Source organism: Paenibacillus sp. PsM32, from assembly GCF_030433815.1.
Lineage (GTDB): Bacteria > Bacillota > Bacilli > Paenibacillales > Paenibacillaceae > Saccharibacillus > Saccharibacillus kyungheensis.
This window is the reverse complement of sequence record NZ_JARUWY010000008.1, coordinates 88,086-113,923: the sequence shown is the minus strand read 5'-3', so window position 1 is coordinate 113,923 and position 25,838 is coordinate 88,086. Positions and strand designations below refer to the sequence as shown.

Sequence of the window (25,838 nt, the reverse complement as noted above, 5' to 3'; positions counted from 1 at the left end):
CATATGTGTTGTACCCATGATTGATAAGAGTTATATCTTTGTTCATATGCTGACTATATCTATTATAGGTGCATCTTTATACCTGAGTTAAACAATGAGCAGGAATATGATCGGACAACCAGACTTCATGCCCTGCAAAATAAAAAGTCACCCCTGCTTCTATCGCGCGCACAGTATCGACTTGTAAAAGGACTAATTTGCCTCTACGCTTACCTGCTAATTCGGCAAAATGTGTACTCGCTGATAAATGCACATACTGGCGATTCATAGACAGAAGCCCTTGCTCTAATATGAGTGGTAATGCTTTCTCATGTGTACCATGATATAAGATTTCAGGCGGTGTACCTTGTTCATATTGCACCTGAGTATGACTATGACCATATCTAGCTTTGATACGATCTTCATTGATTTCAAAGCGTTGCTTGTCAGATTGTGCGACTACCTGACGAATATCATCTTCTGTAATCTCGCTCCATCCTTTTTGCTCGCGTAACACATGGACTAACTCTTCCAATGTACACGAACCATCACGAGCATCTAACAGGATTCCATATTCTTCAGGCGTATGACGCAAAATCAGACTCATATATTTACTTAATTGTACTTCTTGTTTGGATGTTAACATCGCCAAGCTCCTTTAGTATGAATTTTGAGTAAGTGTATACTCACTTTGAATTTTAAATGTTACTATGTACATACAGAAAATTGTACAAGCATTTTAGAGAAAAATAGTTCATTTCAGAAAATAGGAGATCATGTATGCAACCATCTGTAACAAAAGAACAAGTTTCACCTCAAAATGACCGCTTTCCAGCAGCTCTGTTCTGCCTGACTGCTGGTGCTTTTGCTATTGGTATGACTGAATTCGTCATTATGGGACTGCTACCTAATGTAGCTAACGACCTTCATGTCACGATTCCACAAGCAGGGCAATTGATTACGAGCTATGCACTTGGCGTAGCTGTAGGAGCACCTGTCTTAACTGTATTAACCCATCGTATTCCGCAGAAGCAATTACTATGTTTGTTAATGATTATTTTTATACTGGGTAATGCACTAGCTGTGATTGCTCCTAACTATGGATTATTAATGGCTTCAAGACTAGTGACTGCTCTAGCACATGGTACTTTTTTGGGAGCAAGCTCACTTATAGCGGCTAGACTGGTACGACCGGAGAAAAGAGCTAGTGCCGTCTCTATGGTTCTTGCCGGGCTTACGATCGCCAACATTATCGGGGTTCCTTTTGGAACATTTATCGGACAATATTTGGGCTGGCGTTCTTCATTCGGTGCGATTACGATTATGGGTATGATCTCACTAATCGGTATCTTTTTCTTAATTCCGAAGATTGAGCAGTCTGGACCTTCGAGTCTTGCCAAAGAATTCCGTAGTCTAATCAATCCACAAGTGCTACTTATTTTATTTACCGGTGCTTTTGGCTGTGGTAGTATGTTTACTGTCTTTACATACATTACCCCTTTACTCACAGATGTGAGCGGATTTCAAGAACATAGTGTAACATGGATTCTGGTGATGTTCGGTGTAGGTGTAACGTTAGGTAATATTATAGGCGGTAGGTTAGCAGATTGGAAGCTAATGCCTTCTCTGATTGCAACGTTTACTATTCTTGTGATCTTATTGGTTATTCTATCAAGCGTACTTCACAATCAGATTTTAACGTTAGTATTTGTTTTTCTCTGGGGTGCAGCCGCATTCGGGATTATGCCCGGTATCCAGATTCGCATTATGAATCTGGCTCATGAAGCGCCAAGACTTGCAGCGACTTCCAGTCACTCTGCACTGAATTTGGGCAATGCAGGTGGTGCTTTTCTCGGTGGTGTAGTGATTACACATCTTGGATTACCTTATGTACCGCTGATCGGTGGTGCTGTAGCTGTAGTTGGCATTTTAGGATCGATTCTTAGTTATTATCTTGTTGAAAAAAGAGCTAGCACCAAAACGATATAACAAAAAAAGCCGTTCGGTTGATCTTAATGATCTACCTGACGGCTTTTATTTTATACTTTGATACTTTTATGATTGATTTGTAGTGATTGCGGAGTAGATGTTATTGGTTTGACAGCTACTTTACTTACAGATACAGCTAATGTAGATGTACGTTTGATCGGCAATAAGTGACGTACTTGCCATGTTGTTGTCATCGTCCATGTGATCACTTTACCTGCAATCCATACCGCCAAAACGGTATATATGGTTTCTTTAAGCGGTAAATAGAACAGACAGATTAACAATACAATCGCATCACTTGCAAAAAATACATTACCGATTTTCCAACCGCTCCAATCACTGATCAATTTGGACAACACATCATCGCCTCCGGTCGCCCCACCATATCGTAGAACGATTCCTGCTCCTAGACCGGTTAACAACCCAGATAATACAGCGGCTGCTAGCAGGTTACCGTGCAGGTCCACCACAAACAACGATAATTGCTCAAATAATGAGTAAAATAGTGAAAACGATAGTGCTCCAATCAGTGTAAATAACATAAATCGGCGGCCTTTTAACCGCCATGCAAGTAATATCACTGGTATATCCAGCAGTAAAGCTGTCCAAGCCGGCGACCATCCAAATGCATATTTTCCTAATAAGGCTAATCCTACAAATCCGCCTTCTGATAATTGATTCTGAACATTAATGTGATAATAAGCAAACGCTAAAATCAAAGTTCCAAGCAGTATTATGGCAATCTGCATTAATACTGTTTTATCCATTTGTTTTCTCCTCATACAAGCTCCCTCTATTTCTCGTAAGTTTGATCGATATCGACCGACTCTTACGTGAGGCAAACTTGGAGGACTTTGTCCTTCGCATACATGATTCCCTCTTCCGTTCGAGTTGGTCTATAGTGACTTGTTCTCTACGGAAGAGCTAAGTATAAGAGAGATCATAACGTTTCCAAACCGTCCTTTGGGGAAGTATCCTTCGGGGACCCATGGTATCCTGATCCTTTCGTTAATAGATTCTAAAGCTAAATTAATTATACCACAGGAACAGCAATGCTAAACAGCTTGCTTGTGTAAAATATAAAGAAGTATTGTATAATGTACGTTAAAAATGGTTCCAAGGTGATTTATTAATGTTTTCGTTAATAATATTTAACACTTTTCGGAAAGAGGCTAGTTCTTCTTCGGTAACTCCTGACAAAATATCAGCATGAAGCGATTCGTTCACAGGTTTAAGATTTTGTTGCATTTCTTTTCCCTGTTCTGTGATATATGTAAAATAAGCTCTTCGATCGGTAGGGCTTTCTTTTCGCTCCACTAGATGTTTCTTTTCCAATTGATCAATTAAACGAGTTACATTTGCAGAAGGTTTATCAAGCAGACTTGCTAACTCTTTTTGATTAATACCTTGTTTTTCTGTTAATTGATTCAATACTGCTGATTGCTCTGCTGTAATTTCAAATTCTTCAAATCGGTTGGTAGCTGTTTGTCTGAATTTACGGCCAATATTACTAATAAAAAATCCTATAGACTGTGCCATCCTCTATGTTGTCTCCCTTAAAGTTCAGAATATATGACTAGATGCAAATCACTTTAAAGTTCATTTTTCATTTTCTTGTGTATCTCTTATCGATTATAGTGAAGCTTTTTTTAAAATGCAAAAAAAGACCTTATAGCTAGAGCTATAAGACCTTTTTTTCGAATATAAAATAGTAGTTAAGCTTCAACAGGAATAGCTACAGCTAATGAACTTGCTGCTATACAATCACAAGCTAATTTGGCTTCAGCAAACATCGAATGAACAACTTGCTCTACACTCGTGATCTCTTTAACCAATCCTGCAATTTGTCCTGCCATAACTGATCCATTTTCAGTATCGCCTTCCAGTACTGCTTTGCGTAGCGAGCCTAATGCTAATTCTTCTAATTGATCTCGTGAAGCATGTTCTTGTTCTAATTTAATATATTCTAATGTCATTTTGTTTTTGATGCTACGTACAGGTGCACCTTGCGTACGTCCTGTCACTAATGTATCGGTATCTTTAGCATGAACAACAGCTAATTTGAAATTCTCATGGGTTGGGCATTCTGTAGTCGCTAAGAAGCGAGTACCTACTTGCACACCTTGTGCTCCAAGTGCAAAAGCTGCCGCCACACCACGTCCATCCGCAATGCCACCTGCGGCAATCACAGGGATTGTTACACTATCAACCACTTGTGGGATCAAGGACATTGTAGTCGTTTCCCCTACATGTCCCCCTGCTTCGGTGCCTTCTGCCACAATAGCATCTGCACCAAGCTCTTGCATTTTACGAGCAATTGCTACTGAAGGTACCACTGGAATGACGATAATTCCTGCTGCTTTCCACATAGGAATATAATTTTTAGGTGAACCAGCACCTGTAGTCACTACTTTAATCTTCTCATCAATAATAACTTGTGCTAATTCATCCCGATTTTCTGCCATTAGCATAATATTTACACCGAACGGTTTGTTTGTTAGCTGTTTACATTTGTGAATTTCTTCACGTAATCGTTCAGCTGTAAATCCACCTGAAGCTAAAATGCCTAATCCCCCTGCGTTCGATACTGCTGCTGCTAATGGAGCTAATGCAATCTGTGCCATAGCACCTTGAAAAATAGGATATTGGATACCTAGTAATGTTGTAATACTCATGTCTAACTCCTCCTTATATCGTAATAAATGATTTTGAATACACTCGATTAAGCAGCTTTATTTTTAAGAGTAACGGTACGATTTCGATTTTCATACCATTTAAAGAATAAGGCTAGTAAAATACCGAACAAGCTAATCGCCAAAGCGATATAAAAAGCTTGTGTAAAATCACCGTTATGCGTATCTGCTACTTGAGCCGCAATTCTTGGTCCAAAAAAAGCTGCCATAGAATACCCGATAAATGTGATTCCATAATTAATGCCATAATATTTCATACCGAACTTCTCAGCAACAAGGGAAGGAAATACTCCCATCGTTCCTCCAAAGCAAAGACCGATACCGATAAGAGCAACAGCAAATCCGACAGTCGACGTTGTCATTGCAATCAATAAAAGCATGGCAGCAATAACACCATAGATACAGATCAGTGCATTATAACGTCCTAAGCGATCTGATACAGCGCCCCAGAATACCCGTCCAAGACAATTACTTAATGAATATAGACTTACATAATACGCGGCGGCAACAGCAGTCAAGCTAAACATACTTTGACCGATAGCCGAAGCATTCGAAGCCACCATCATACCGGATAGTGCTCCGATCATAAATAATACCGCAATAATATAGAATTTAGGTTGACGAACCATCTCTGTCCATCTCAGACTTTGACCACTATTCGGTGTATTATGGATAGTTGATGGTGGTGTCCAACCGACAGGTTGATAACCAGCCGGAGCTACTTTAATAAATAATCCGCAACCTATAATAATAATTAAATAGACAAGACCCATCGTATTAAATGCAGATGCTACACCACTACTTTGAATCAAATAACCTGCGATTGGTGCAGCAATAATAGTTCCGCCTCCATACCCTGCGGTGACAATTCCGGCGGCAAGCCCTTTTTTGTCTGGAAATAACTTAATCGTGTTACCTATAGTACCGGAGTAAGCAATCCCTTGACCAAGCCCTGTCAGGACACCATATGAAAGGTATAACATCCAGGGAGTATTACTCAATCCTGTTAAGAAAAATCCGATGCCAAACATCGATCCACCTAATAAAATCGCTAGCTTAGCTCCACCACGATCGACTAACTTTCCTCCAAGAATCATAGGAATAGGAGAAATAGCACCATTAATTGTAAAAGCCATCATTACGACTGCTCTTGACCATCCGTGAGCTTCTTGCAAAGGTCCAGCAAATACACTAAACGCATAGATAGCACCTACACATAAATTAATTAGTGTAGATAAGATTAAGATTCGCCACCGATTTAATGTAAGATCCATATATTCAGCTTCCTTTCAATCTTCAGTTATAGTAATCGTTTAAACTTCTACTGCTTCTAATTGTTTTGCTTTTTCTTTTGTCGCAATAATTTCTTTCAGTTCGCCCCATGTTTCTTGAAAAAGACCTGTATCCATTAATTTTAATTGAGCAGAAATATCTGGTTTGAATCCCATTTGGTCTAATACATCACGTTGCAAATCAATACCAGGCGCAATTTCAATTAATGTCATTTTGCCTTTAATCAATTGAAAAACTGCACGTTCAGTAACATATAAAACGTTTTGCTCTGTAGTGGATGCATATTGACCGCTGAACGTAATTTGTTGAACTTGTTTAATAAATTTTTGAGCTTTGCCTTCTTGAACAATATTTAACTGACCATTTGCGACGCTGATCTGTAGACCCCCCGCTGTAAAACTACCGCAAAAGATTAAGTTTTTGGCCGACTGAGAAATATTAATAAATCCACCACAACCGGCGACACGTGTACCAAATTTGCTCACATTCACATTGCCCTGCTCATCCGATTGAGCAAGACCTAATACAGATAGATCAATCCCACCACCATCATAAAAATCGAACTGTGCATGATGATCAATAATTGCTTCACTGTTATAAGCATGACCGAAATTACCACCTGATCCCGGTACACCACCGATTGAACCTGCTTCTGTAGTCAACGTAAGTTGATCATTCACTGCTTCTTCCAAAGCCACAGTAGCTACATTCGCTGGAATACCTACACCCAAATTCAAAATCGTATTCGGTTGTAGTTCCATTGCACAACGTCTAGCAATAATTTTACGTTCATCTAGTGGTAGAGGATCAACAGATTGCAAAGGTACTTTCAATTCACCAGAGAAACCAGGATTATATTGTGTGACTTCTGTCTGAAAATGGTTTTCAGGTTTAGCAATCACAATATGATCGATAAGAATACCCGGTACTTTGACATGCTTGGGATTGAGTGTTCCTGTTTTGGCTAGACTTTCTACTTGGGCAATAACAATCCCGCCTGAATTTCGTACAGCTTGAGCAATAGGTAACACTTCCATCAATAGACCTTCTTTTTCCATCGTTAAGTTGCCACGTTCATCAGCTACTGTCCCGCGGATCAACGCTATTTGAATCGGAAACGTTTTGTAAAATAACCATTCTTCGCCTTCAAATTCAATGACTTTAACAATATCTTCTGTTGTACAAGCAGACATTTTAGCCCCTTCGATCCGTGGATCAACAAAGGTACCTAGCCCAATTTTGGTAATGACTCCTGGACGTTTGGCTGCAATTTCTCGGTACAGTTGAGTAATCACGCCTTGTGGCAAATTATAAGCTTCACATTTATTATCTTCGATTAATTTCGCCATTTGAGGAGACGCGATAGCTATACCACCGATCCAACGTTTAATTAATCCCTCGATGCCTAAATGACTCATTCCTTTTTCTTTACGGTTGCCGACAGCACTTGCATGCATAATAGTTAAATTACGTGGTGCTCCTGTTTCATTAAAACGATCTTTAATAGCAATCCCTATCTCTTCTGCCCAACAAGATAATCCAAAACCACTTGCTGCTACGGTATCTCCATCTTTGATCAATGCTGCTGCTTGAGCTGCTGTTATTACTTTTGACATGATCCACACTCTCCTTGTGATTAATTTCACATAATACTCATCAAAAATTATTTTTTCATTTGCCAATGATAGATTATGTTATTTCCTTATATATTAAGCACTACATAACATCGGTTATTATTGCTGAAATGAAAAAATAGGTGGTATACAATATTTTATTGCAAGCAATACTGCACTATCTTATAAATACAACCATTTGAAATAGTTTCATGTGGTTGTATTTCATATGTCTAATATACATCATATAATGATAATTAAAAGTGTATAGTTTGTGTTGTTATATAAAGAATAATAAGGATATTTTTGATATATTTCTTTGTATATGTATCTAGTATGTATCTAGGAAAAGCAGAGTATTTCCATTTACCTTTCTTTTACTTTTGGTTCTATTCACTTGTTCTATAGATGATTGTTTACTAAAAATGTTCAATATCCGAATAAAGCACACTCCATATTTTGAATTTTTTGGTGATTTAAATTATTCATTTTAAAAGTGAGTAATGATATAGACAGCTATAGGCTCACCTTATCTTGTTCTATAATTCTAATATTTAATGCTTACGTTCAACTTCAAATCGAATCTACATTTCCAACTGTATTTTAAATTGTTTATCATTTTCAATAGATTGTACTCTTCTCGGTTAAATCGTTAGTTTAACAATCTTGTATACTGGTTCTCTTTGGATTGGTTATTATTATATAAGAACTAGACTAAAATAGATTTTCACTTTTTATTACATTGGTTATACCAATATACAAAAAAGCCTGCATCATATACATATGCAGGCTTTACACATTTTTACTTTTTAATAGTTGGCTTCTGGTGATTAGCCAGCTTCTTTTTACCATTCATTAAAATGAATTTGCGCTCCCATAGACGTTCAGCACGCATTGCGACTTTGAACCATTTGAGAGAAGCACAACGTTTGTCTGCGGATACAGCGAGTCCCCAATGAATCACTCTTGTTAAAATAGGAGAAACTTTGGTCATGTCACGCAAAGGTTCTAACGTATCATGGAACAAACGCTTCGGCACATCGATAGGTGCTTTGCCCTGACAGCAAAAATACATCGTAGCCGCTAAACTATAAATATCAGATACAGGGCCTTGCACCGAACGACCCGAATAAAATTCAATCGGTGAGTATCCTGCTGTCGTAAGGATCGTATGCGTCTTTTCTTGATAACGTACAGCCGAACCAAAATCAAGCAGCTTGGTCTGTCCATCTTCCCCAATCAAAATATTACTTGGGCGAATATCACGATGAATATAACCGAGACTGTGTATGTATTCCAAAGCACGAATAACCAGACCAAGCCGTTCTAACAAAAAGTCGTTAGTGATTTCTGTAGGATGTTCTTCAATAAATTGATCCAATGTCATACCTTTGCAATACTCTGTCACTAAATAAGCCGTACCATTTTCTTCAAAATACTGCACATAACGCACAATCCCTTGATGATCAATCTGACTTAGAATCTCAGCTTCAGATCGAAACGTTTCCAGCATTTCTCTATATTTAGAACCCAGACCTGGTTCATGACAATCAATATTTCGACGATCTCTTTTACGTTGTACCACTGCACTTGGAAAAAATTCTTTTACCACATGAAGTGTACCCTGCTCGATATGCCTTGCTACATAGACGATAGATAGTTCACTAACCGATAATGTCCTGCGAATCTGATATGTATTCGCAAGTGTATGGTTTCGGGCAAGGGCCGGATTGACTATTATTTTATTCATTCTACACCCCTTCGCACCTTCCCACAGCATAGCGGTTCCCCCATGTATGCGCCCTGCCGGTGAAGAATATGGATAACAGTCATAGATATGGCTGTCTACACAGACATTTTAGCATGAAACTTAACAAATGTGAGCAATTTCTCTGACAAATTTCACTTATTTCAGCAAATACTCTGGTTTTTTTGCATAATCCCAGAATATTTGCTGTTTTGCTGACTAATATCAACATTTATTTATAGTATCTCCCATTTTATAAACGTTATCAACGTTACTCCAGCATACCCAAATTAAGCTTCATCTTACATCGGCTACGCACGTTCAGATAGCCAATCACTATCACGCATAATCTGAATAGCACTTTCTGCAATTTCAGCAACTCGCGAATCAGGGTCATGACTAGCCGTATAGACTAACATCTTCTCGAACTCTTGCCATCCGATAAAGCTGGTAGCAAATACAGCCGATTGACGTACACGTACATCCGGATCACGAAGATATAATTCAAAAATGTGCAATACTTCAGCAGACGATTCTCCGTAAGAAGCAATACCAAGACGACAAATCGCATCAATTTTCTGATCGACATGTTGATCATGCAGACAGCGATATACAATATCTTTACTTGAATATACAAGTCCACTTTGATATAAATCATAAGCTAATTGTTGGCAAGCAGGTCCTGAAATCAACAAATATGGAATGCTGGTAGATTGATCGTTAATTAAATGAACAAGTGTCGACTGGTCTTCCATCACAAATGTAAAATATTCTGCTGTCGCATATTCATTGGTATCTTGTTTGATGTCTAGCTTAGCTATATACGGTAAATTTGATAACGCTTCCAATATATGAAGAAAAAGTAGATTAGGTTTGGTACATAAACGAATATCTTTCATACGAATACCTCCTCCTTTACATCATGGGATAGAGTTAGTCTTACTTAAAGTATAACGATATCCACCTACAAACGAATCATTTTGCTAAAAAATGTAAGAAAAAGTAATATAGAAACAGCTTCCCTTAGTGTGTAAGAGAAGCTGTTGATTTTTATAATATAGTTAGATTATGAATGAACTTTGTACGTATTCGCTTTTAGAATAATTAACTACGTGCTGTATGAGGTTTGGCAGTCCATTTTTTCTCGTCTGCTGTTTGTTTTTCTTCGCTTGCACCAGCTACTGGAGGTTTGATCCATAGTGCAATCAAGAAGGACACGATACACAACATACCGATAACGATAAATGTAGGTTTGAATCCACCCATCCAAGCGGCGATAAACGAACCTGCCAAAGCACCAATACCGAAACCTTGATATACGATACCATAGTTTTTACTGTGGTTTTTGAGTCCAAAGAAATCACTAACAATTGCAGGGAATACAGTGATATTACCACCGAAGCAGAAAGCAATCGCAGCTACTGCGGCAAAGAAAATACTATAGGTTAGCGGGATAAAGCTAAGGACTGCAACCGCAGCGGCTGTTACGATAAATGTACCGCAGATGACTTTCATACGTCCTACTTTATCAGACAAAGCTCCCAAAATAATACGTCCTGCTGTGTTGAAAATAGCGATCATAGCAACGGCATTTGCGGCTGTAGCTAGATCCAAGCCTGCTAATTGTACACCGATATCTTTGACAATGCCGATTAAGTATAACCCACTCATACAAGCTGTAAAGAACATAATAAATAGTAAGTATACTTGTTTTGTTTTGAGCATTTCTTTTACTGTGTAATCATGAGCAACAACTGTTGTTGGTTTGATTGCGGATGGCTGACTATTCCCTACACGTTGTTCTGCACCTTTAGCTTGTGGAGCAGTTGCACCATATACATTCGCTTCACGAATCAGACGAGAACCGATCACAATCATTAACAATACGATAATGCCCCAGTATAAGAACGTTGCTGATACACCGACAGAACCGATAAATGCACCATTAATGTATTTGAAAATAAGACTTCCTGTTCCATATGCGCCGACAGATATCCCCGAGATCAATCCTTTACGTTCCGGGAACCATTTGATCAAATTAGAAAGTGAAGTGATATATGCTGTACCATCAGCAAATCCGACGATCACCCCTGCTAACATATACAGTAAAGGTAAAGAGGAAACTTGCGAACTAAGCATTAAGCCTAGACCAAGTACAATACCTGCTATACCGATCAAACGACGGATACCCCATTTTTCTTGTAATTTCCCAGCAAATAAAGTGGAAAATGCTAATGCAAAACTGGTAATCGAAAATGTAATCGCTACTGAACTTAGACCCCAACCGAATTTATCAACAAGAGGCTGGTTAAAAAGACTCCATGTATAAATCGTCCCCAGACCCATTTGTACAATAATTGTACCGAGTGCAATCAACCAACGATTGACTGGAGGTTTGGTAGATTGTAAGTTAGTTGTGCCTGCTTGATTGGATACGTTTTTCATGATTGATGTTCCTTTCCGTAAGGACCGCAAATTGTAGTGTTATATGGTTCGGAGAATTCTCTGTTTCCTATGACCAAATTATAACCCTACCTTTAATGTCACATTCCAAAAAAGGAATGAAATGCAGTATATACGGAATGAAATGCCTTTAGATACTCATGATCTGCCTGAACTCTTTGACCTTACTTCGGCTCACAGGAACTTCATAATCCAGATCATGTAAACGCAGTAAATAAGTGTTATTAAACCACGGTACAATTTCACGGATTTTGGTAATATTAACGATATATGAACGATGACAACGGAAAAAATATTCGTCTGGCAACGTATTTTGAAATTCTGAAATGCTAGATGTCACTGTATATTCAGCTCGCTTGGTAAATACATTCGTTACTTTCTCACTAGCAGATGCATAATAGACATCATCTACAGGGATTACCTGAATTTTATCATTTTTCCATAAGCTGATTTTGCCTTGAAGCACATGAGAATGATGCGGCACATGAGTGGTACTTGCTGTTGTTGATTGTCCCAACAATGGTTGTGCTTTATGCGCATCATAATCTTCTGAAGAATGATCAGCTGGTTCTTTGTCGATCGGCTGTGAAAATATCGGCTGTGCACCATGATCACGTTCATACGTACTTTCTAACTTGCGTAGCATCGAAGTCATACGTGATTCACTATACGGCTTCAAAATATAATCAAAAGCTTCAATTTCAAAAGCTTCTGCCGCATGTTCTTTGTATGCTGTAATAAAAATAATATAAGGCTTACGTGAAAATTTGCTAATCGTATGTGCCAAAAACACCCCGTCTAACGAAGGGATATTAATATCTAAAAAAATAGCATCGACTTCATGATCCTGTACATATTTCAATACATCCATTCCATCGTCAAAACTACCTACAATCTCGATCTGACTATACGTGCGAATATAATATTCTAATTCTTGTCTTGCCAGAAATTCATCTTCCACTACGATTGCTTTCATGATAGCTCCTTTTTCACTTTAAACTGAATACGTGTGCCTCGTTCCAGACGCTGAATCTGTAATCCTTCACCATAGATTAATTTAACCCGTTGATGTACATTAGACAATCCGATTCGATTTTCAGGCATTTTACCATTATAGACATTTTGAATAATTTCTTGATCGATACCTGCTCCTGTATCTTCAACACTAATCAGCACTTGATCACCATGATCTTTTACAGATAAGGTCACTGTACCGGAACCTTTCCCTTTCAAAATGCCATGAACTATCGCATTTTCAACTAATGGCTGAATAATAAGACTAGGAATTTTCACTTCTACTTCTTCATCCACGTCATAGATTACAGTCAATTTATTACCGAATCGTGCTTTTTCGATCTCTACATAATTCACTACTTGACCCAGTTCTTTGTTAATATCGATTAATTGGTCACTCCATTCCAAACTATGACGAAGATAACCGGAAAGGTTAATAATCATCTCGCGTGCATAATTCGGATCAATACGAATAGAGGAAGCAATCGCATTTAGCGCATTAAACAGAAAATGAGGATTAATACTGGTCTGTAACGCTTTAATCTCTGCTTTATTTGCCATTTCTTTCATCTGTTCAATTCGGGATACTTCCATCAATGTTGAAATAATCTGTGACAGACCGACAGCTAAAGTTTGTAAAGAATACGTGATTTTATGAGCTTTACGATAATAGATTTTGAGCGCACCGGTGACGACTCCTTTTTCGGTTAAAGGAATAATAATTAACGATTGGATATTAGGCACTTTACCTTCTGCATCGTTGTTACTGATCATAATCTCACCACTGCGAATCGTCTGCTTGGTCGCATCGGTTATAATTTCATGCCCAATATTATAATGATCTTCACCAAGCCCTACATAAGCTAAGATCAGCTTCGTATCGGTTATAGCTACCGCATCTGCTTGAATATCTTCTTTGATAATACCGCATATTTTGCGTAAAGATTCACTGTTTATCGATCGGAAATAAGGAAGCGTTTTGTTCGCAATATCAAGTGCTAATTTGGCTTGCCTTGCTGCTATATTTTCCTTTTCCCCTTCGACTCCTTGTACAAATAACACAATTAACCCTACACTCACCTGACCAAGGATCATCGGCAAAGCAATAATCGATACAATTTCTCTACCCAATTGAGCAGGTTCTGCCATCACTAGAATCAAAAACATGGTTAACGCTTCACAAAACATACCTGCGATAATTCCGACAATCCAGCGTCGATTGCGTTTTATTTTTTTGTGAATATAACCTGAGACAATCCCAGCAATAATACTGGTAATAAGGCAGGGTAACGAAGTCACTCCATCAATATCGATCAAATAACGATGAAGCCCTGACACTACCCCGGTCACGATACCTACAGGCCAACCAAAAAGGATACCACCTGCCATTACAGCGATAATACGTACATTGACCAGTGATCCTTCGACATTAATACCAGTATAAGTTCCAAATACAGCAAAACCGCTAAAAATAATCGAAATAATCAATAAATCTTTTTTAAATAAAATATCTTTCTGGAAAATCTGTCTAAAATGAGATAAACGCGTCAAAAAGTATAAACAGATCAACAGCAAAGCTGCTCGTTCAAACAGTTGTAATAAAATAATCACAGTCACGTTATGGGTAAGCATCTGTTCCTCCAATATCAATTTCACAAAGTATAAGCTAGATCATATGTTCATTTACTACATCTTTTCTAGTGTACACTATTTTTTGACTATGGATTGTGACACCTTTCAAAATAAACCCAATCACTCTGCTAATCACAGAATCATTGGGTTTAGATTGAAATATATTAGAGAGTACAGTTAACCAAGCACAACACGATCATCTGCCATTTTAGTTCCGCTAATCTGTTCGAATTCAGACATTAGTCGTTCGATCGTAAGATCCTTTTTGCGTTCTTCATCAATATCCAAAATAATTTTACCTTTATCCATCATAATCAGACGATTACCAAGACGGATAGCTTGCTCCATATTATGAGTCACCATCAGTGTGGTTAGATTCATATCACGTACAATTTCTTTGGTAAGTGAAGTAATCAAATCTGCACGTGCAGGATCAAGCGCTGCTGTATGTTCATCAAGTAGCAGAATCTGTGGACGGGTAAATGTTGCCATCAATAGACTGAGCGCCTGACGTTCTCCACCGGATAACATCCCTACTTTGGCGCGTAATCGATTTTCCAGTCCAATCCCCAGACGTGATAATTCCTGCTTAAATAGATTACGTCTTGCAGAAGTCACTCCAAAAGCAAAGCCACGATTTTTGCCACGACGATAAGCCATTGCTAGATTTTCTTCAATCGACATATGAGGAGCGGTTCCAGCCATAGGATCTTGAAAGACACGTCCGATCCAGCGACTACGCTGATATTCTGCTAAATGCCCTACAGATTGCCCTTCGATCTTCACCAGACCTGTATCTGGTTTTATTACCCCGGAAATAATATTCATCAGAGTTGATTTACCAGCACCATTACTACCAATGACCGTTACAAAATCCCCAGGGTTCAAATGAAGCTGAATTCCTATTAAAGCAATTTTTTCATCGACTGTACCAGGGTTGAACAATTTAGATACATTTTCGATATGTAGCATTACTGTTCACCTCCGGTTGGTTTGGAATAAGGAGTGGTCTGGATATTGCTTAGTAATTCTGCAGAACGCTTTTTAGCTAATCCTTTTTGCTTCACTTTACTGCGAATAGCCGGGAATACAAGCGCAATAATAACGATAACCGCAGTGATTAATTTGAGATCAGATGCTTCAAACCATTCAATTCGTAGAGCGGCTGTAACCACAATCCGGTACACAATCGAACCTAAAATAACAGCTAAAGTAGCTCTAAATACTGTTTTGGCACCGAATATCGCTTCGCCTATAATAACAGAAGCAAGTCCGATCACAATCATCCCGATTCCTGAAGTTGCATCTGCAAAGGTAGACGTCTGAGCAACAAAAGCACCTGATAAAGCAACCAGACCATTGGACAGACTCACACCAATAATAGTAGTAGTGTCTGTATTCGCTCCCAGACTACGAATCATCTGCTTATTGTCGCCAGTCGCTCGCAATGCTAATCCCATATCGGTACGCAAAAAAGCATCTAATAACAATTTGCATACGATCACAATTATCAACATTAGTGCAATCGGAGAAATATGATCAAATACCATTGCATTCCCAAAAATAGATACGTTAGGACTTCCCAAAATCCGCAAGTTAATCGAATACAATGCAATCATCATTAAAATTCCGGATAACAATCCATTAATTTTGCCTTTCGTATGCAGTAAGCCTGTACATGCTCCTGCTGCCAGCCCTCCTGCAAAAGCACCCAAACAGGCAAGCCATGGGGAATATCCATGCACAATCATAACAGCTGTAATTGCACTACCTGTTGTAAAACTTCCATCTACCGTCAAATCAGGAAAATCCAAAATACGAAATGTAATATATACTCCTAATGCGAGCAACGCATACAACAACCCTAGTTGTAGCGATCCCTCGCCTATTTTCAAAACTAAGTCCATAAAATAAGCTCGCCCCTTTCTTCTTCATGCTGCCTATTGCTAATCGCTGTTGGTTACGCTTATCTTATCCAACATCATGTACCAAAATAGGATGAACTCCAAAGAAGCTCATCCCATTTTGCATGATCTTATTTGCTTTTGACGACTGGTGCAATAGGGCCATACGATGTGATCTTATAGCTTTATTTTATTGTGTTAGCATCTAATATCACTGTTTTATCTTTTTATTGAATCAAATTATTCTCTGGATCTTTCACTTTGGCTTTCATTTCATCGGTCACTTTGATTCCTTGAGCTTCTGCGGCTTTGAGATTTAAGATCAAATCTAATTTTTCTTGCATCGCTACAGGTAAGTCACCTACATTTTTGCCATTTTTCAATACATCGACAGCCATTTGCCCTACTTGATAACCATGATCATAATATTTAAAGCCTACTGTAGCAAAAGCGCCTTTTTCTACAGTATCCCGATCACTTGAAAAGAAAGGCATTTTGTTCTCATTCGCTAATTGAATAATTGTATCAACAGCACTTACGACTGAATTATCCAGCGTAATATAAAAAGCATCTGCACGACCGACTAACGATTGTGCTGCTTGTTGAACTTCAGACGTGTTTGTTACTGCTGCTTTAATTAATGTAATACCATGTTTTTTGAAAGCTTCTTCTGCACGCTGTGCCATAATAACAGCATTCGGTTCACCTTCATTGATGACCAGACCAATTGTTTTGATATCAGGCAATTCTGTACCGATAAAGTCAGCTAATTCTGTGATCGCTTCTGGGTTGGTATCCGATGCTCCAGATACATTTCCACCCGGCTTTTGTAGATCACTTACGATTTTGGCGCTTAATGGATCAGTAACTGCTGCAAATAAAACCGGTGTATCTTTCACCTGACTTACTACTGCTTGCGCTGAAGGAGTAGCAATCGCCAATACCAGATCATTGTCACTTTGCGATAATGTCTGTGCAATAGATAAGTTATTGGTAGAATCACCTTGTGCATTTTTATAATCAACTGTTAAATTTTGACCTTCTACTATCCCTGCATCTTTTAAAGCTGCTAGAAATCCTTCACGTGTCTCATCCAAAGACGGATGCTCTACAATTTGCGAGATACCAATTTTGTACGATTTGCTATCTGTGCTACCTGCATCTCCTGAAGAAGCACCTTCATTTGCATTACTGCTACACCCTACTGCTGTCAACATTATCATTACCATACTTAGAGGTAAAATCCATTTCTGCTTCAAATTCATTGACGTGTAACCCCTCTCATCTCTAGTCTTAAGCTGTATATGTTCAGTAAACTGAACTGCATCATTCAAACTACAATGCCGTTTGAATGCGTTGCAACTTTACTTAATGAAAGTAAGAGTATAAAAAAAGGAATCTTTTTATACTTCACATTCGGTGAAATATTCTTAGCGTATTTTAATTTACTTTTAAGAGTATTCTCATCTACATCGATTATGCTAAGTCGGTATCCTCAACGTAAAGCATCAATTGAGAAAGGTGGAGAGCCTGAATGGATATGAAAAAAATCGTAGCGACCAGTTCGATAGCGATGGCGCTAGCTATCAGTGGAACAGTAATCATTAGTCCACAAGCTCATGCATCAACGATTAGCAAAATCATTCCTAGTCGACTGGAACGTACTATTGCTACTCCGTTATCCGATAATCAGACTCCAAAGCGTGATATGCAACAGCTTATTCAAGAACAATATAAACCATCGATTTCGATCACTTCATCGGCTCCAAATAGTCTGCTATCTACTCATTCATTATGGAGTATGGGCAACTTATTCGATGAAATAGCCAGTCTACTTGGAATGACAAATCATGAACTGAAGCAACATTTGCAGGATGGAGATACGATTGCTCAAATCGCCGAGCATCAAGGTATGGAACAAACGAAAATTGCTGATGTGTTGATCACTAACATAAGTATCATCTGGCAGCAACAACGAGCTGCTGGTCAAATTACACAATCTCAATATGAACAATATATGGTAGAGGCTGAAAATCAAGCACAGAGGATCATTAACAGTGCTATGTAAGAATATAAGTGATAGGGAAAATGTATATTGAATCTATATTAAAGCGCTGGACTATGGGAAGTCAATCTATAATTAGATATACATGTGTAAAAAAATAATTTGCTACCAAAGCGCTTGTTTATCCACTTTTTTCATATGTATGTTATAACGTATACTCAAAAGGAGAGCACGATAATCGTACTCTCCTTTTGTTTGTGATGTTTTGCTATGATCTAGATTTAATCCATTAACTCGCCTTGAAAAACTTGCTGTTTTTCAAGATAATCCCGTAAAGCAGCATATTCTGGTGAAGTCCAGAAAAATTCATTACTCACTAATTTTACAGCATCTACACGAGCAATCTCTAAGACTTCGTAATCGCTCATCATATCCGCTACTTTGAACTCTGGCAGTCCACTTTGCTTGGTCCCGAAAAACTCACCAGGTCCTCGAATTTCTAGATCGCGCCGGGAAACTTCAAATCCATCTTCAGTCTCAGTCATGGCACGCATTCGTTCTTGTCCAGTTTCCGATTTGGGATCGGCTATTAATATGCAGAACGAAGCATGTTCTCCCCGACCGACACGTCCACGTAGCTGATGAAGTTGTGATAATCCAAAACGATCTGCATCCATAATAATCATCAGTGTCGCATTCGGAACATCGACACCTACTTCTACAACTGTTGTAGACACTAACAATTGAATATCATTACTGTAGAAATGACGCATCGTTTCTTCTTTTTCTGCTGCACTCATACGTCCGTGTAACAGTCCTACTTTGTAATTCGGAAAATCTTGATCCATCTGTATATATAGATCAATCGCATTCTGCACATCCAATTTATCGGATTCTTCAATCAGTGGACAGATTAGATAAGCTTGTCGTCCTTGATCAATTTCACGAGCGATAAATCCTTTGACACGATCCATCATATTATGTTTTACCCAGTACGTATTGATCGGCTTGCGCCCTTTAGGACGTTCGGCAATCGTCGACACATCCATATCTCCGAAAGCAGTAATTGCCAGTGTCCGCGGAATAGGTGTAGCTGTCATCGTTAGTACATCAGGATCAAAACCTTTACGTCTTAAAATACTTCGCTGATTAACACCAAAGCGATGCTGCTCATCGGTGACAACCACCCCTAGACTGCGAAAATACACTTCATCTTGAATCAAAGCATGAGTACCGACCAAAATATCGATCATCCCCATTTGCAGTGAAGCCAGCAGATCCTTCCGCTTGCGTCCAGTGACACTACTGGTTAACATCCCTACAGTTATCCCAAATGGCTCAAACATACGCTGGAGCGAACGCATATGCTGTTCTGCAAGGATCTCGGTCGGAACCATTAATGCGCCTTGATGACCAGAACGTACGGTTGCAAATAAAGCAATTGCAGCAATGACGGTTTTACCTGAACCTACGTCGCCTTGAAGCAGACGATTCATACTATACGGCGCACGCATATCTTTCAGAATTTCCAATTCAACCTGTTTCTGTGCATCGGTTAATTCAAAAGGCAAGCTACGAACAAATTCCCGAATCGTTGCGTTATCTGTCGTATGCACAATCCCACCATTTCGCTTACGGTTAATATTGCGATACGCTTGTAATTTTAATTGAAATAGAAATAACTCTTCATAAACCATCCGGCGACGTGCTTGCTTACCTTCATCGGTATCACCCGGTTGATGCAAATGACGAATCGCTTGTTTGCGTGATACAAGCTTATAACGTTGCATAATCTCTTGTGGCAAAATCTCAGGAATCATTTCGCCATATTGATCGAGTGCTTTGCCTATCGTTTTGCGCATCCAGCCCTGTGTAATATTGCCTCCTACCGAATAGACCGGTTGAAGACTACCACTACGCTGTGTACCTTTATCGGGAAATTCGGAATCAAGTACAGTCATCTGTGAACGACGTTGATCCCATTTTCCAGTGAGTATAATTTCACGACCTGATGTTAATTGTTCTTTTAAATAATGACGGTTAAACCATGTCGCTGTTACCATCCAATCATCGACCATCATTTTACAGGTTAGACGTGACTTTTTGCCATATCGTTGTAATACAGGTAGACCTACAATTTTGGCTTGTACCGTAATTTTTTCTCCATCTTTCACTTCTATCAGTGACCGCAGACGGTAATCTTCATATCGAAAAGGAAAATACTCCAGTAAATCAAGTATCGTATAGACGCCAAAGGCGTGAAGCTCTCCTTCTTTGAGAGCACTCACGCCGTTCACTTGCCGAACTGTAATCTGTTCTAGACTGATATTCATGTTCATCCCTCGTTTATGGCTGATCCGGCCACGCGAAGATTCCAAGTGTACGTGCTCCTGTATGGCTTCCCACTACAGATCCGATGTCTGGTAGCACCAGCTCACCAATCTCATAATGTTCTTTGAACAACGCTAACAGTGGCTCGGTAGACTGTGGATCAGCTGTATGTCCCAAAGCTAGATTGATTTTATCTACTTTTAATTCTTGACGCATCATTTCTACGATACGTGCCATTGCTTTTTTCTGACCTCTTACTTTTTCAACCGCATAGATTTGTCCTTGTTCATCGATCGATAAGATCGGTTTTACATTGAGCAATGTTCCGAGAACTGCTGATGCTCGTCCAATCCGTCCGCCTTTACGCAGATTTTCCAGATCATCTACGATAAAGTACAATGAACGACTTTTCAAAATATGTTCTACACCGTCTATAATCTCATCGACTGTTTTTCCTTGCTGAGCTAGTCTAGCTGCATGCACTACAGCCATTCCAAACCCGTACGAAGCCGACTTGGAATCCAGTATCGTAATATGATCATCTTGATCGATCATCGATTTGCCGATTAATGCTGACTGATACGTACCGCTAAGTCCTGATGATAAATGAATAGATACGATCGAAGCATCAGGATACTGCTCATGAATAGATTGGTACGCTTCTGCAAATTTGGCAGGAGCCGGTTGTGATGTAGTCGGCAAGACAGATACAGACACCAGACGACGGTAAAATTCATTTGCCTGAATATCTACACCATCTTCAAACGTTTCTTCACCGAAAAACAAACTTAACGGGATAATCCGTATACCATACTGTTCTGCTAGAGCAGCTGGAATATCTGCTGTACTATCAGTCACGATTATCGTATGTGCCATCGTTTCTCCCTCCTATCGTTCCTATTCTCAAGATTCCACCGAGAATAAATAATGGTAAACCGGTTGACCACCTTCATGCATCTCAATCTCTGCATCAGGATAGGTCTCTTCAAGCCAGCTCATCAGAGCAGTCGTGTCTTGATCATCTGCATCGTTACCAACCAGTACAGTAACTACTTCTTGTCCTTCTTCAATCATTTTGGACAATAGTTGCTGACAGGTCGTAAGCATCAGATCACTAGCAGCTACAATTTTGGAATTATAAATTCCGATATATTGTCCTTCTTTGATATTCATATCTTCAATCACTGTATCACGTACAGCATTGGTTACCTGACCAGACTTCACATGTTGCAAAGCTTCATTCATATTGCTCTGATTCACACTGACATCTTCATCTTCTTGAAAAGCAAACGCAGCCGCTATACCTTGTGGAATACTTTTACTTGGAATAACCGTGATCTGATGCGTTTCTTCTAATAAGTCTTTAGCTTGTTGAGCCGCCAGTACAATATTAGAGTTATTCGGCAAAATAAAGATATGATCTGCGGACATACTTTCGACCGCTTTCACAAAGTCTTCTGTACTTGGATTCATCGTCTGTCCACCGGATAAGATAACATCTACACCTAGACTTTTGAAAATATCAGAAATACCATCACCTGATGATACCGCTATAAATCCATAAGGTGCTACTTCTTCCGCAGGCGGTGTCGCTGTTTCTTGTGCAGTTAAAGGTTGGGTTGGCATTTCCGCAAATACATCTGGAGATGGAGCAATATCTAACCCTGCTGACAATAGATCACGATGTTGCTCACGCATATTCAAAATATGAATCTGTGTAATTTCACCATAACGTAATGCTAGATTCAATACTTCACCAGGCGCTTTGGAATGCACATGTACTTTGACCACTTCATCATCTGCAATCACAATAATCGAATCTCCATTGATTGAAAGTTCCTGACGGAATGCTTCTTCATGAAAAGGAGCATTTTTGATATCACCGATCTGACGATTGATAAAAAACTCCATATCGTACAAAAACTCGATATCTTCAGTTTCGATGCGTGATTGAGCAGAATGATCGTGAGTGGATAGATGTGCATCTGTAGTGGTTGCTAATCCTTTTGCTTTATCCAAAGCGACACTCGAACCATGTATAGGCACACTTTCTCCGATATTTGCATAGATATCTGCTTGATCTTGATTAACTTCATAACCGTTTTGCAAATAATTGTAGAATCCTTCATAGATGTAGACTAATCCTTGTCCACCTGAATCGACAACGCCTACTTGCTTCAGGATTGGTAACATTTCTTGCGTCTGTGCTAATGTTTCTTGAGCACGTTTAAGTACTTCGCCCATCAACTCGGTAATATCAGTCGTGCGACGTGAATAATATAACGCATGCTTGGCTGCTTCTTTGGCAACAGTTAAGATTGTTCCTTCTACTGGCTTGACTACCGCTTTGTACGCAGATTCTACTCCGCTTTGAAGTGCTGCGGCAAATTGATTAGCATTTAATTCTTCATAAGAAGCTACAGAACGACTAAATCCGCGGAATAATTGTGATAATATAACGCCAGAATTACCGCGTGCGCCCATTAATAACCCTTTCGATAATACAGTTGCAGTGGAGCCTATTACTGCTGAATGATTACGTTTTAATTCAGTTACACCCGCAGTCATAGTCAAATTCATATTCGTTCCTGTGTCTCCATCAGGTACCGGAAACACATTGAGGGAATTGACGTGTTCTGCATGTTGTTGCAATCGCTCTGCTCCAGCAAGCACCATAGCGGTGAAATCAGTCCCATTTAAAAAACGCTTACTCAATGAAAATTCCCCTTCCTCATCATACCTATACATCCTGCCGGTTCATATTTCGGTCAGGATATTCATTTTTATTTGTAGTTAAGTTTGTCGAAAAGCAATATTTGTATTTCATATGGACTATAACAGACTAGCCTCTACAGATGCCACTCTATCCATTACCACCATACCTATAAATTAGAACCTTGTCCTTGTACCAAGTACCAAAAATAGGCGAGAGGGTATAAAGAATAGACGATTTCTTCTCAAGCCTTCTGAAATCATCAAGTTCATTCCCTTTAATAGCCGACAAAAAGATACACGTCGAACTATTTTACATTGTACTATAACCTACCATAGAAATAAATAAAGTATTTGACACTGTTGACTATAGCCAAATCGTTATGCTAATATGGTAGAAGTGTTGTTTTCATGCAGTTTTTTTGGAAATAGGAGGTGTAACTATGGCTCGCAAATGTTATGTAACAGGTAAAAAACCTGGTAGTGGTAATACTGTTTCTCACGCTAATAACCGCAATCGTCGTACTTGGGGCGTGAACGTTCAAAAAGTTCGCATCTTGGTAGACGGTAAACCAAAACGCGTATATGTCAGCACCCGTGCTTTGAAATCCGGTAAAGTGACTCGCGTATAATTTACGGCTAATACATTAAGTATTATATGTAATGATGAAAAGCATCTCTAGCGATAGGGGTGTTTTTTTGATGTCTTTTTTTGATGTCTCGGTTTTCTTTGTCTTTTTACTATCACAATACAAGATTAACTTTATAGATACAAAAAACCAGTAATTCATATCTATACGATACGGATTACTGGTTTTTTTAGTATCAGATCAATATCGATCTTAATGATAAATGCAAATGATTTAATTCAAGCTATCTCGAATACTTTGAATCGCTTTGGCACGATCAGGAGCTCCGAATATCGCGCTTCCTGCTACCAATACGTCTGCACCTGCATCAACTACTAATTTGGCAGTTGTTGCCGAGATGCCTCCATCCACTTCGATATGAAAAGCAGTATGACCTTTTGCATTAGCCCAGTCACGTAGTTGTTTTACTTTATCCACCATACGCGGGATAAACGCTTGTCCCCCGAATCCAGGGTTCACTGTCATAACAAGCACCATATCCAAATCATCCAATACTTCTGCAATCGCAGAGACTGGAGTTGCAGGATTCAAAGCTACCCCTGCTTTTACACCATGTTCTTTGATTAAATGAATGACACGATGTAAATGTACACATGCTTCTGCATGCACCGTAATCATATGTGCGCCTGCTTTTACAAAATCAGCGATATAATTCTCTGGATTTTCGATCATAAGATGAACATCTACAAATAATCCTGTATGTGGAGCAACAGCCTGTAATACAGGAGCACCAAATGTAATGTTAGGTACAAAGTGTCCATCCATAACATCAACATGTAACCAGTCTGCTCCACTGCGTTCGATTTCTGCGATTTCGGCACCTAATTTGGCAAAGTCAGCTGACAAGATCGAAGGCGCGATTTTGATAGAATTCATAGTTCAATACCTCCGTTTTTCATCTTTCATTTCTTGATAAAATAATTGATAGTGCTTATAGCGACTTTCTGCAATTTCACCGTTAGCCAAAGCTTCGGTTACTTTACAGCCCGGTTCATGCAAATGAGTACATCCACGGAACTTACAACCATCCGAGTATTCATTGAACTCACGGAAACATGACCCTAAGTCTTCTAAGTCCACACCGAGCTGTGTAAAGTTCATTTGACTGAATCCCGGAGTATCTGCTACATAACCGCCACCATCAAGCTCAATGAGCTCGACATGGCGTGTCGTATGCCGTCCACGTCCTAGACGCATACTAATCTCGCTTGTATTGATTGTACTTCCCGGAATAATAGCATTCAGTAAAGAAGATTTACCCACACCGGATTGTCCTGCAAACATACTCAGTCGATTTGATAATTCGGCACGAATTGCTGCGGTACCGGAGCCATCTTCAGCACTGGTCAAAATTACTTTATAACCAATTTGCTCATATAGTTGACGTGCTTGCTCTACTTCTGTCAACGTTTGCGTATCTTCTGGATCAATTAGATCCATTTTGCTAAAACAAATCAAAGGTTCTAGATTCGCATCTTCTACATGAACAAGAAATTTATCTAATAAATGCAGACTCAAATCAGGTTCTTTGACCGAAAAAAGGAGCACAGCTTGCTCAATATTAGCTACAGGTGGACGAATCAACTCTGTTTTTCTAGGCAATATTTCTTCTACTGTGCCTTCTCCATTTTCTGTTAACGAATACAGTACTTGATCGCCAACTAATGGCGCAATTCCTTTTTTCTTAAGAATACCGCGTCCACGACACTGAACTGTTTTCCGGTGATCCCCGCCCGAGGCTATATCATCGACTTGTTGTTGCACATAATAATAGCCGCTTAAAGCTTTGACGATTAAGCCTTGTAGCATGTGA

Annotated in this window: 22 protein-coding genes; 3 read left to right on the top strand and 19 right to left on the bottom strand. The window is 39.1% G+C overall.

The window, feature by feature from the left end:
* Nucleotides 1-76: 76 nt before the first annotated feature.
* A complete protein-coding gene (locus tag QCD85_RS15930; RefSeq protein WP_301263203.1) occupies nt 77-625 on the bottom strand; it encodes an RNA 2'-phosphotransferase in 549 nt (182 codons plus the stop codon).
* Between the two features lie 134 nt (nt 626-759).
* Here QCD85_RS15930 and QCD85_RS15925 point away from each other — a divergent pair, with 134 nt between their 5' ends.
* Nucleotides 760-1,968, top strand: coding sequence for an MFS transporter (locus QCD85_RS15925; protein ID WP_273612985.1), 1,209 nt, complete (start codon nt 760-762; stop codon nt 1,966-1,968).
* A gap of 50 nt (nt 1,969-2,018) precedes the next feature.
* Here QCD85_RS15925 and QCD85_RS15920 read toward each other — a convergent pair whose 3' ends face one another.
* The 13 genes from QCD85_RS15920 to QCD85_RS15860 form a co-directional block, all read right to left on the bottom strand.
* On the bottom strand, nt 2,019-2,735 hold the full coding sequence (locus tag QCD85_RS15920; RefSeq protein ID WP_441005629.1) for a YitT family protein: 717 nt from the start codon (nt 2,733-2,735) through the stop codon (nt 2,019-2,021).
* Between the two features lie 337 nt (nt 2,736-3,072).
* Nucleotides 3,073-3,507 (bottom strand): MarR family winged helix-turn-helix transcriptional regulator, encoded by a 435-nt coding sequence (locus QCD85_RS15915; RefSeq protein WP_273612987.1) that lies wholly within the window; start codon nt 3,505-3,507, stop codon nt 3,073-3,075.
* 176 nt (nt 3,508-3,683) lie between these two features.
* Complete coding sequence (locus QCD85_RS15910; RefSeq protein WP_301263201.1) at nt 3,684-4,643, bottom strand: DUF561 domain-containing protein; 960 nt, start codon at nt 4,641-4,643, stop codon at nt 3,684-3,686.
* A 47-nt stretch (nt 4,644-4,690) separates the two neighbouring features.
* A complete protein-coding gene (locus QCD85_RS15905) occupies nt 4,691-5,935 on the bottom strand; it encodes an L-lactate MFS transporter (RefSeq protein WP_301263200.1) in 1,245 nt (414 codons plus the stop codon).
* Nucleotides 5,936-5,974: 39 nt separating this feature from the next.
* Nucleotides 5,975-7,570 (bottom strand): acyl CoA:acetate/3-ketoacid CoA transferase, encoded by a 1,596-nt coding sequence (locus QCD85_RS15900; protein ID WP_301263199.1) that lies wholly within the window; start codon nt 7,568-7,570, stop codon nt 5,975-5,977.
* A gap of 799 nt (nt 7,571-8,369) precedes the next feature.
* Nucleotides 8,370-9,317 (bottom strand): serine/threonine protein kinase, encoded by a 948-nt coding sequence (locus QCD85_RS15895; RefSeq protein ID WP_273612991.1) that lies wholly within the window; start codon nt 9,315-9,317, stop codon nt 8,370-8,372.
* A gap of 308 nt (nt 9,318-9,625) precedes the next feature.
* Nucleotides 9,626-10,213 carry a hypothetical protein gene (locus QCD85_RS15890; protein ID WP_301263198.1) on the bottom strand — a complete coding sequence of 196 codons (588 nt, stop codon included), beginning with the start codon at nt 10,211-10,213 and terminating at the stop codon, nt 9,626-9,628.
* A gap of 205 nt (nt 10,214-10,418) precedes the next feature.
* Nucleotides 10,419-11,759, bottom strand: coding sequence for an L-lactate MFS transporter (locus tag QCD85_RS15885; protein ID WP_301263197.1), 1,341 nt, complete (start codon nt 11,757-11,759; stop codon nt 10,419-10,421).
* Nucleotides 11,760-11,907: 148 nt separating this feature from the next.
* Complete coding sequence (locus QCD85_RS15880; protein ID WP_273612994.1) at nt 11,908-12,753, bottom strand: LytR/AlgR family response regulator transcription factor; 846 nt, start codon at nt 12,751-12,753, stop codon at nt 11,908-11,910.
* Entirely contained in the window at nt 12,750-14,423 is a 1,674-nt protein-coding gene (locus QCD85_RS15875) for a sensor histidine kinase (RefSeq protein ID WP_301263196.1), read from the bottom strand. Before QCD85_RS15875 ends, QCD85_RS15880 begins: the two co-directional genes overlap by 4 nt.
* Nucleotides 14,424-14,600: 177 nt before the next feature.
* A complete protein-coding gene (locus QCD85_RS15870) occupies nt 14,601-15,395 on the bottom strand; it encodes an ABC transporter ATP-binding protein (RefSeq protein WP_274172331.1) in 795 nt (264 codons plus the stop codon).
* A complete protein-coding gene (locus tag QCD85_RS15865; RefSeq protein WP_301263195.1) occupies nt 15,395-16,330 on the bottom strand; it encodes an ABC transporter permease in 936 nt (311 codons plus the stop codon). The genes QCD85_RS15870 and QCD85_RS15865 overlap by 1 nt, the downstream gene beginning before the upstream one ends.
* Nucleotides 16,331-16,554: 224 nt before the next feature.
* A complete protein-coding gene (locus QCD85_RS15860) occupies nt 16,555-17,592 on the bottom strand; it encodes an ABC transporter substrate-binding protein (RefSeq protein WP_301263194.1) in 1,038 nt (345 codons plus the stop codon).
* A gap of 269 nt (nt 17,593-17,861) precedes the next feature.
* Here QCD85_RS15860 and QCD85_RS15855 point away from each other — a divergent pair, with 269 nt between their 5' ends.
* Nucleotides 17,862-18,395, top strand: a complete 534-nt coding sequence (locus QCD85_RS15855) for a hypothetical protein (RefSeq protein WP_301263193.1) — start codon at nt 17,862-17,864, stop codon at nt 18,393-18,395.
* Between the two features lie 218 nt (nt 18,396-18,613).
* On the opposite strand, the gene recG is transcribed toward QCD85_RS15855, so the two are convergent.
* The 3 genes from recG to QCD85_RS15840 are packed head-to-tail and all read right to left on the bottom strand — an operon-like array spanning nt 18,614 to nt 23,378.
* Nucleotides 18,614-20,665, bottom strand: a complete 2,052-nt coding sequence (gene recG, locus QCD85_RS15850) for an ATP-dependent DNA helicase RecG (protein WP_273616330.1) — start codon at nt 20,663-20,665, stop codon at nt 18,614-18,616.
* 13 nt (nt 20,666-20,678) lie between these two features.
* Complete coding sequence (locus QCD85_RS15845) at nt 20,679-21,539, bottom strand: DegV family protein (protein ID WP_301263192.1); 861 nt, start codon at nt 21,537-21,539, stop codon at nt 20,679-20,681.
* 27 nt (nt 21,540-21,566) lie between these two features.
* Nucleotides 21,567-23,378: a DAK2 domain-containing protein gene (locus tag QCD85_RS15840; protein WP_301263191.1), complete on the bottom strand. Its 1,812-nt coding sequence runs from the start codon at nt 23,376-23,378 to the stop codon at nt 21,567-21,569.
* A gap of 440 nt (nt 23,379-23,818) precedes the next feature.
* Here QCD85_RS15840 and rpmB point away from each other — a divergent pair, with 440 nt between their 5' ends.
* The gene (rpmB, locus tag QCD85_RS15835; protein WP_069329046.1) at nt 23,819-24,007 is read left to right on the top strand and encodes a 50S ribosomal protein L28; all 189 of its coding nucleotides are present in this window, start codon (nt 23,819-23,821) and stop codon (nt 24,005-24,007) included.
* Between the two features lie 231 nt (nt 24,008-24,238).
* Here the strand turns inward: rpmB and rpe are convergent, their stop codons facing one another.
* Together rpe and rsgA are read right to left on the bottom strand one after the other, a co-directional pair.
* Entirely contained in the window at nt 24,239-24,901 is a 663-nt protein-coding gene (gene rpe, locus QCD85_RS15830) for a ribulose-phosphate 3-epimerase (protein ID WP_274172326.1), read from the bottom strand.
* A gap of 3 nt (nt 24,902-24,904) precedes the next feature.
* Nucleotides 24,905-25,834, bottom strand: a complete 930-nt coding sequence (gene rsgA, locus QCD85_RS15825; protein ID WP_273613003.1) for a ribosome small subunit-dependent GTPase A — start codon at nt 25,832-25,834, stop codon at nt 24,905-24,907.
* Nucleotides 25,835-25,838 lie beyond the last annotated feature (4 nt).

What these genes read in the sequence shown, in the direction of transcription:
- QCD85_RS15880 (WP_273612994.1), bottom strand. Translation starts at nt 12,753, where the DNA reads ATGAAAGCAATCGTAGTGGAAGATGAATTTCTGGCAAGACAAGAATTA.
- QCD85_RS15915 (WP_273612987.1), bottom strand. Translation starts at nt 3,507, where the DNA reads ATGGCACAGTCTATAGGATTTTTTATTAGTAATATTGGCCGTAAATTC.
- QCD85_RS15875 (WP_301263196.1), bottom strand. Translation starts at nt 14,423, where the DNA reads ATGCTTACCCATAACGTGACTGTGATTATTTTATTACAACTGTTTGAA.
- QCD85_RS15890 (WP_301263198.1), bottom strand. Translation starts at nt 10,213, where the DNA reads ATGAAAGATATTCGTTTATGTACCAAACCTAATCTACTTTTTCTTCAT.
- QCD85_RS15855 (WP_301263193.1), top strand. Translation starts at nt 17,862, where the DNA reads ATGGATATGAAAAAAATCGTAGCGACCAGTTCGATAGCGATGGCGCTA.
- rpe (WP_274172326.1), bottom strand. Translation starts at nt 24,901, where the DNA reads ATGAATTCTATCAAAATCGCGCCTTCGATCTTGTCAGCTGACTTTGCC.
- QCD85_RS15865 (WP_301263195.1), bottom strand. Translation starts at nt 16,330, where the DNA reads ATGGACTTAGTTTTGAAAATAGGCGAGGGATCGCTACAACTAGGGTTG.
- recG (WP_273616330.1), bottom strand. Translation starts at nt 20,665, where the DNA reads ATGAATATCAGTCTAGAACAGATTACAGTTCGGCAAGTGAACGGCGTG.
- QCD85_RS15925 (WP_273612985.1), top strand. Translation starts at nt 760, where the DNA reads ATGCAACCATCTGTAACAAAAGAACAAGTTTCACCTCAAAATGACCGC.
- QCD85_RS15910 (WP_301263201.1), bottom strand. Translation starts at nt 4,643, where the DNA reads ATGAGTATTACAACATTACTAGGTATCCAATATCCTATTTTTCAAGGT.
- QCD85_RS15900 (WP_301263199.1), bottom strand. Translation starts at nt 7,570, where the DNA reads ATGTCAAAAGTAATAACAGCAGCTCAAGCAGCAGCATTGATCAAAGAT.
- rsgA (WP_273613003.1), bottom strand. Translation starts at nt 25,834, where the DNA reads ATGCTACAAGGCTTAATCGTCAAAGCTTTAAGCGGCTATTATTATGTG.
- rpmB (WP_069329046.1), top strand. Translation starts at nt 23,819, where the DNA reads ATGGCTCGCAAATGTTATGTAACAGGTAAAAAACCTGGTAGTGGTAAT.
- QCD85_RS15905 (WP_301263200.1), bottom strand. Translation starts at nt 5,935, where the DNA reads ATGGATCTTACATTAAATCGGTGGCGAATCTTAATCTTATCTACACTA.
- QCD85_RS15860 (WP_301263194.1), bottom strand. Translation starts at nt 17,592, where the DNA reads ATGAATTTGAAGCAGAAATGGATTTTACCTCTAAGTATGGTAATGATA.
- QCD85_RS15885 (WP_301263197.1), bottom strand. Translation starts at nt 11,759, where the DNA reads ATGAAAAACGTATCCAATCAAGCAGGCACAACTAACTTACAATCTACC.
- QCD85_RS15920 (WP_441005629.1), bottom strand. Translation starts at nt 2,735, where the DNA reads ATGGATAAAACAGTATTAATGCAGATTGCCATAATACTGCTTGGAACT.
- QCD85_RS15930 (WP_301263203.1), bottom strand. Translation starts at nt 625, where the DNA reads ATGTTAACATCCAAACAAGAAGTACAATTAAGTAAATATATGAGTCTG.
- QCD85_RS15895 (WP_273612991.1), bottom strand. Translation starts at nt 9,317, where the DNA reads ATGAATAAAATAATAGTCAATCCGGCCCTTGCCCGAAACCATACACTT.
- QCD85_RS15845 (WP_301263192.1), bottom strand. Translation starts at nt 21,539, where the DNA reads ATGGCACATACGATAATCGTGACTGATAGTACAGCAGATATTCCAGCT.
- QCD85_RS15870 (WP_274172331.1), bottom strand. Translation starts at nt 15,395, where the DNA reads ATGCTACATATCGAAAATGTATCTAAATTGTTCAACCCTGGTACAGTC.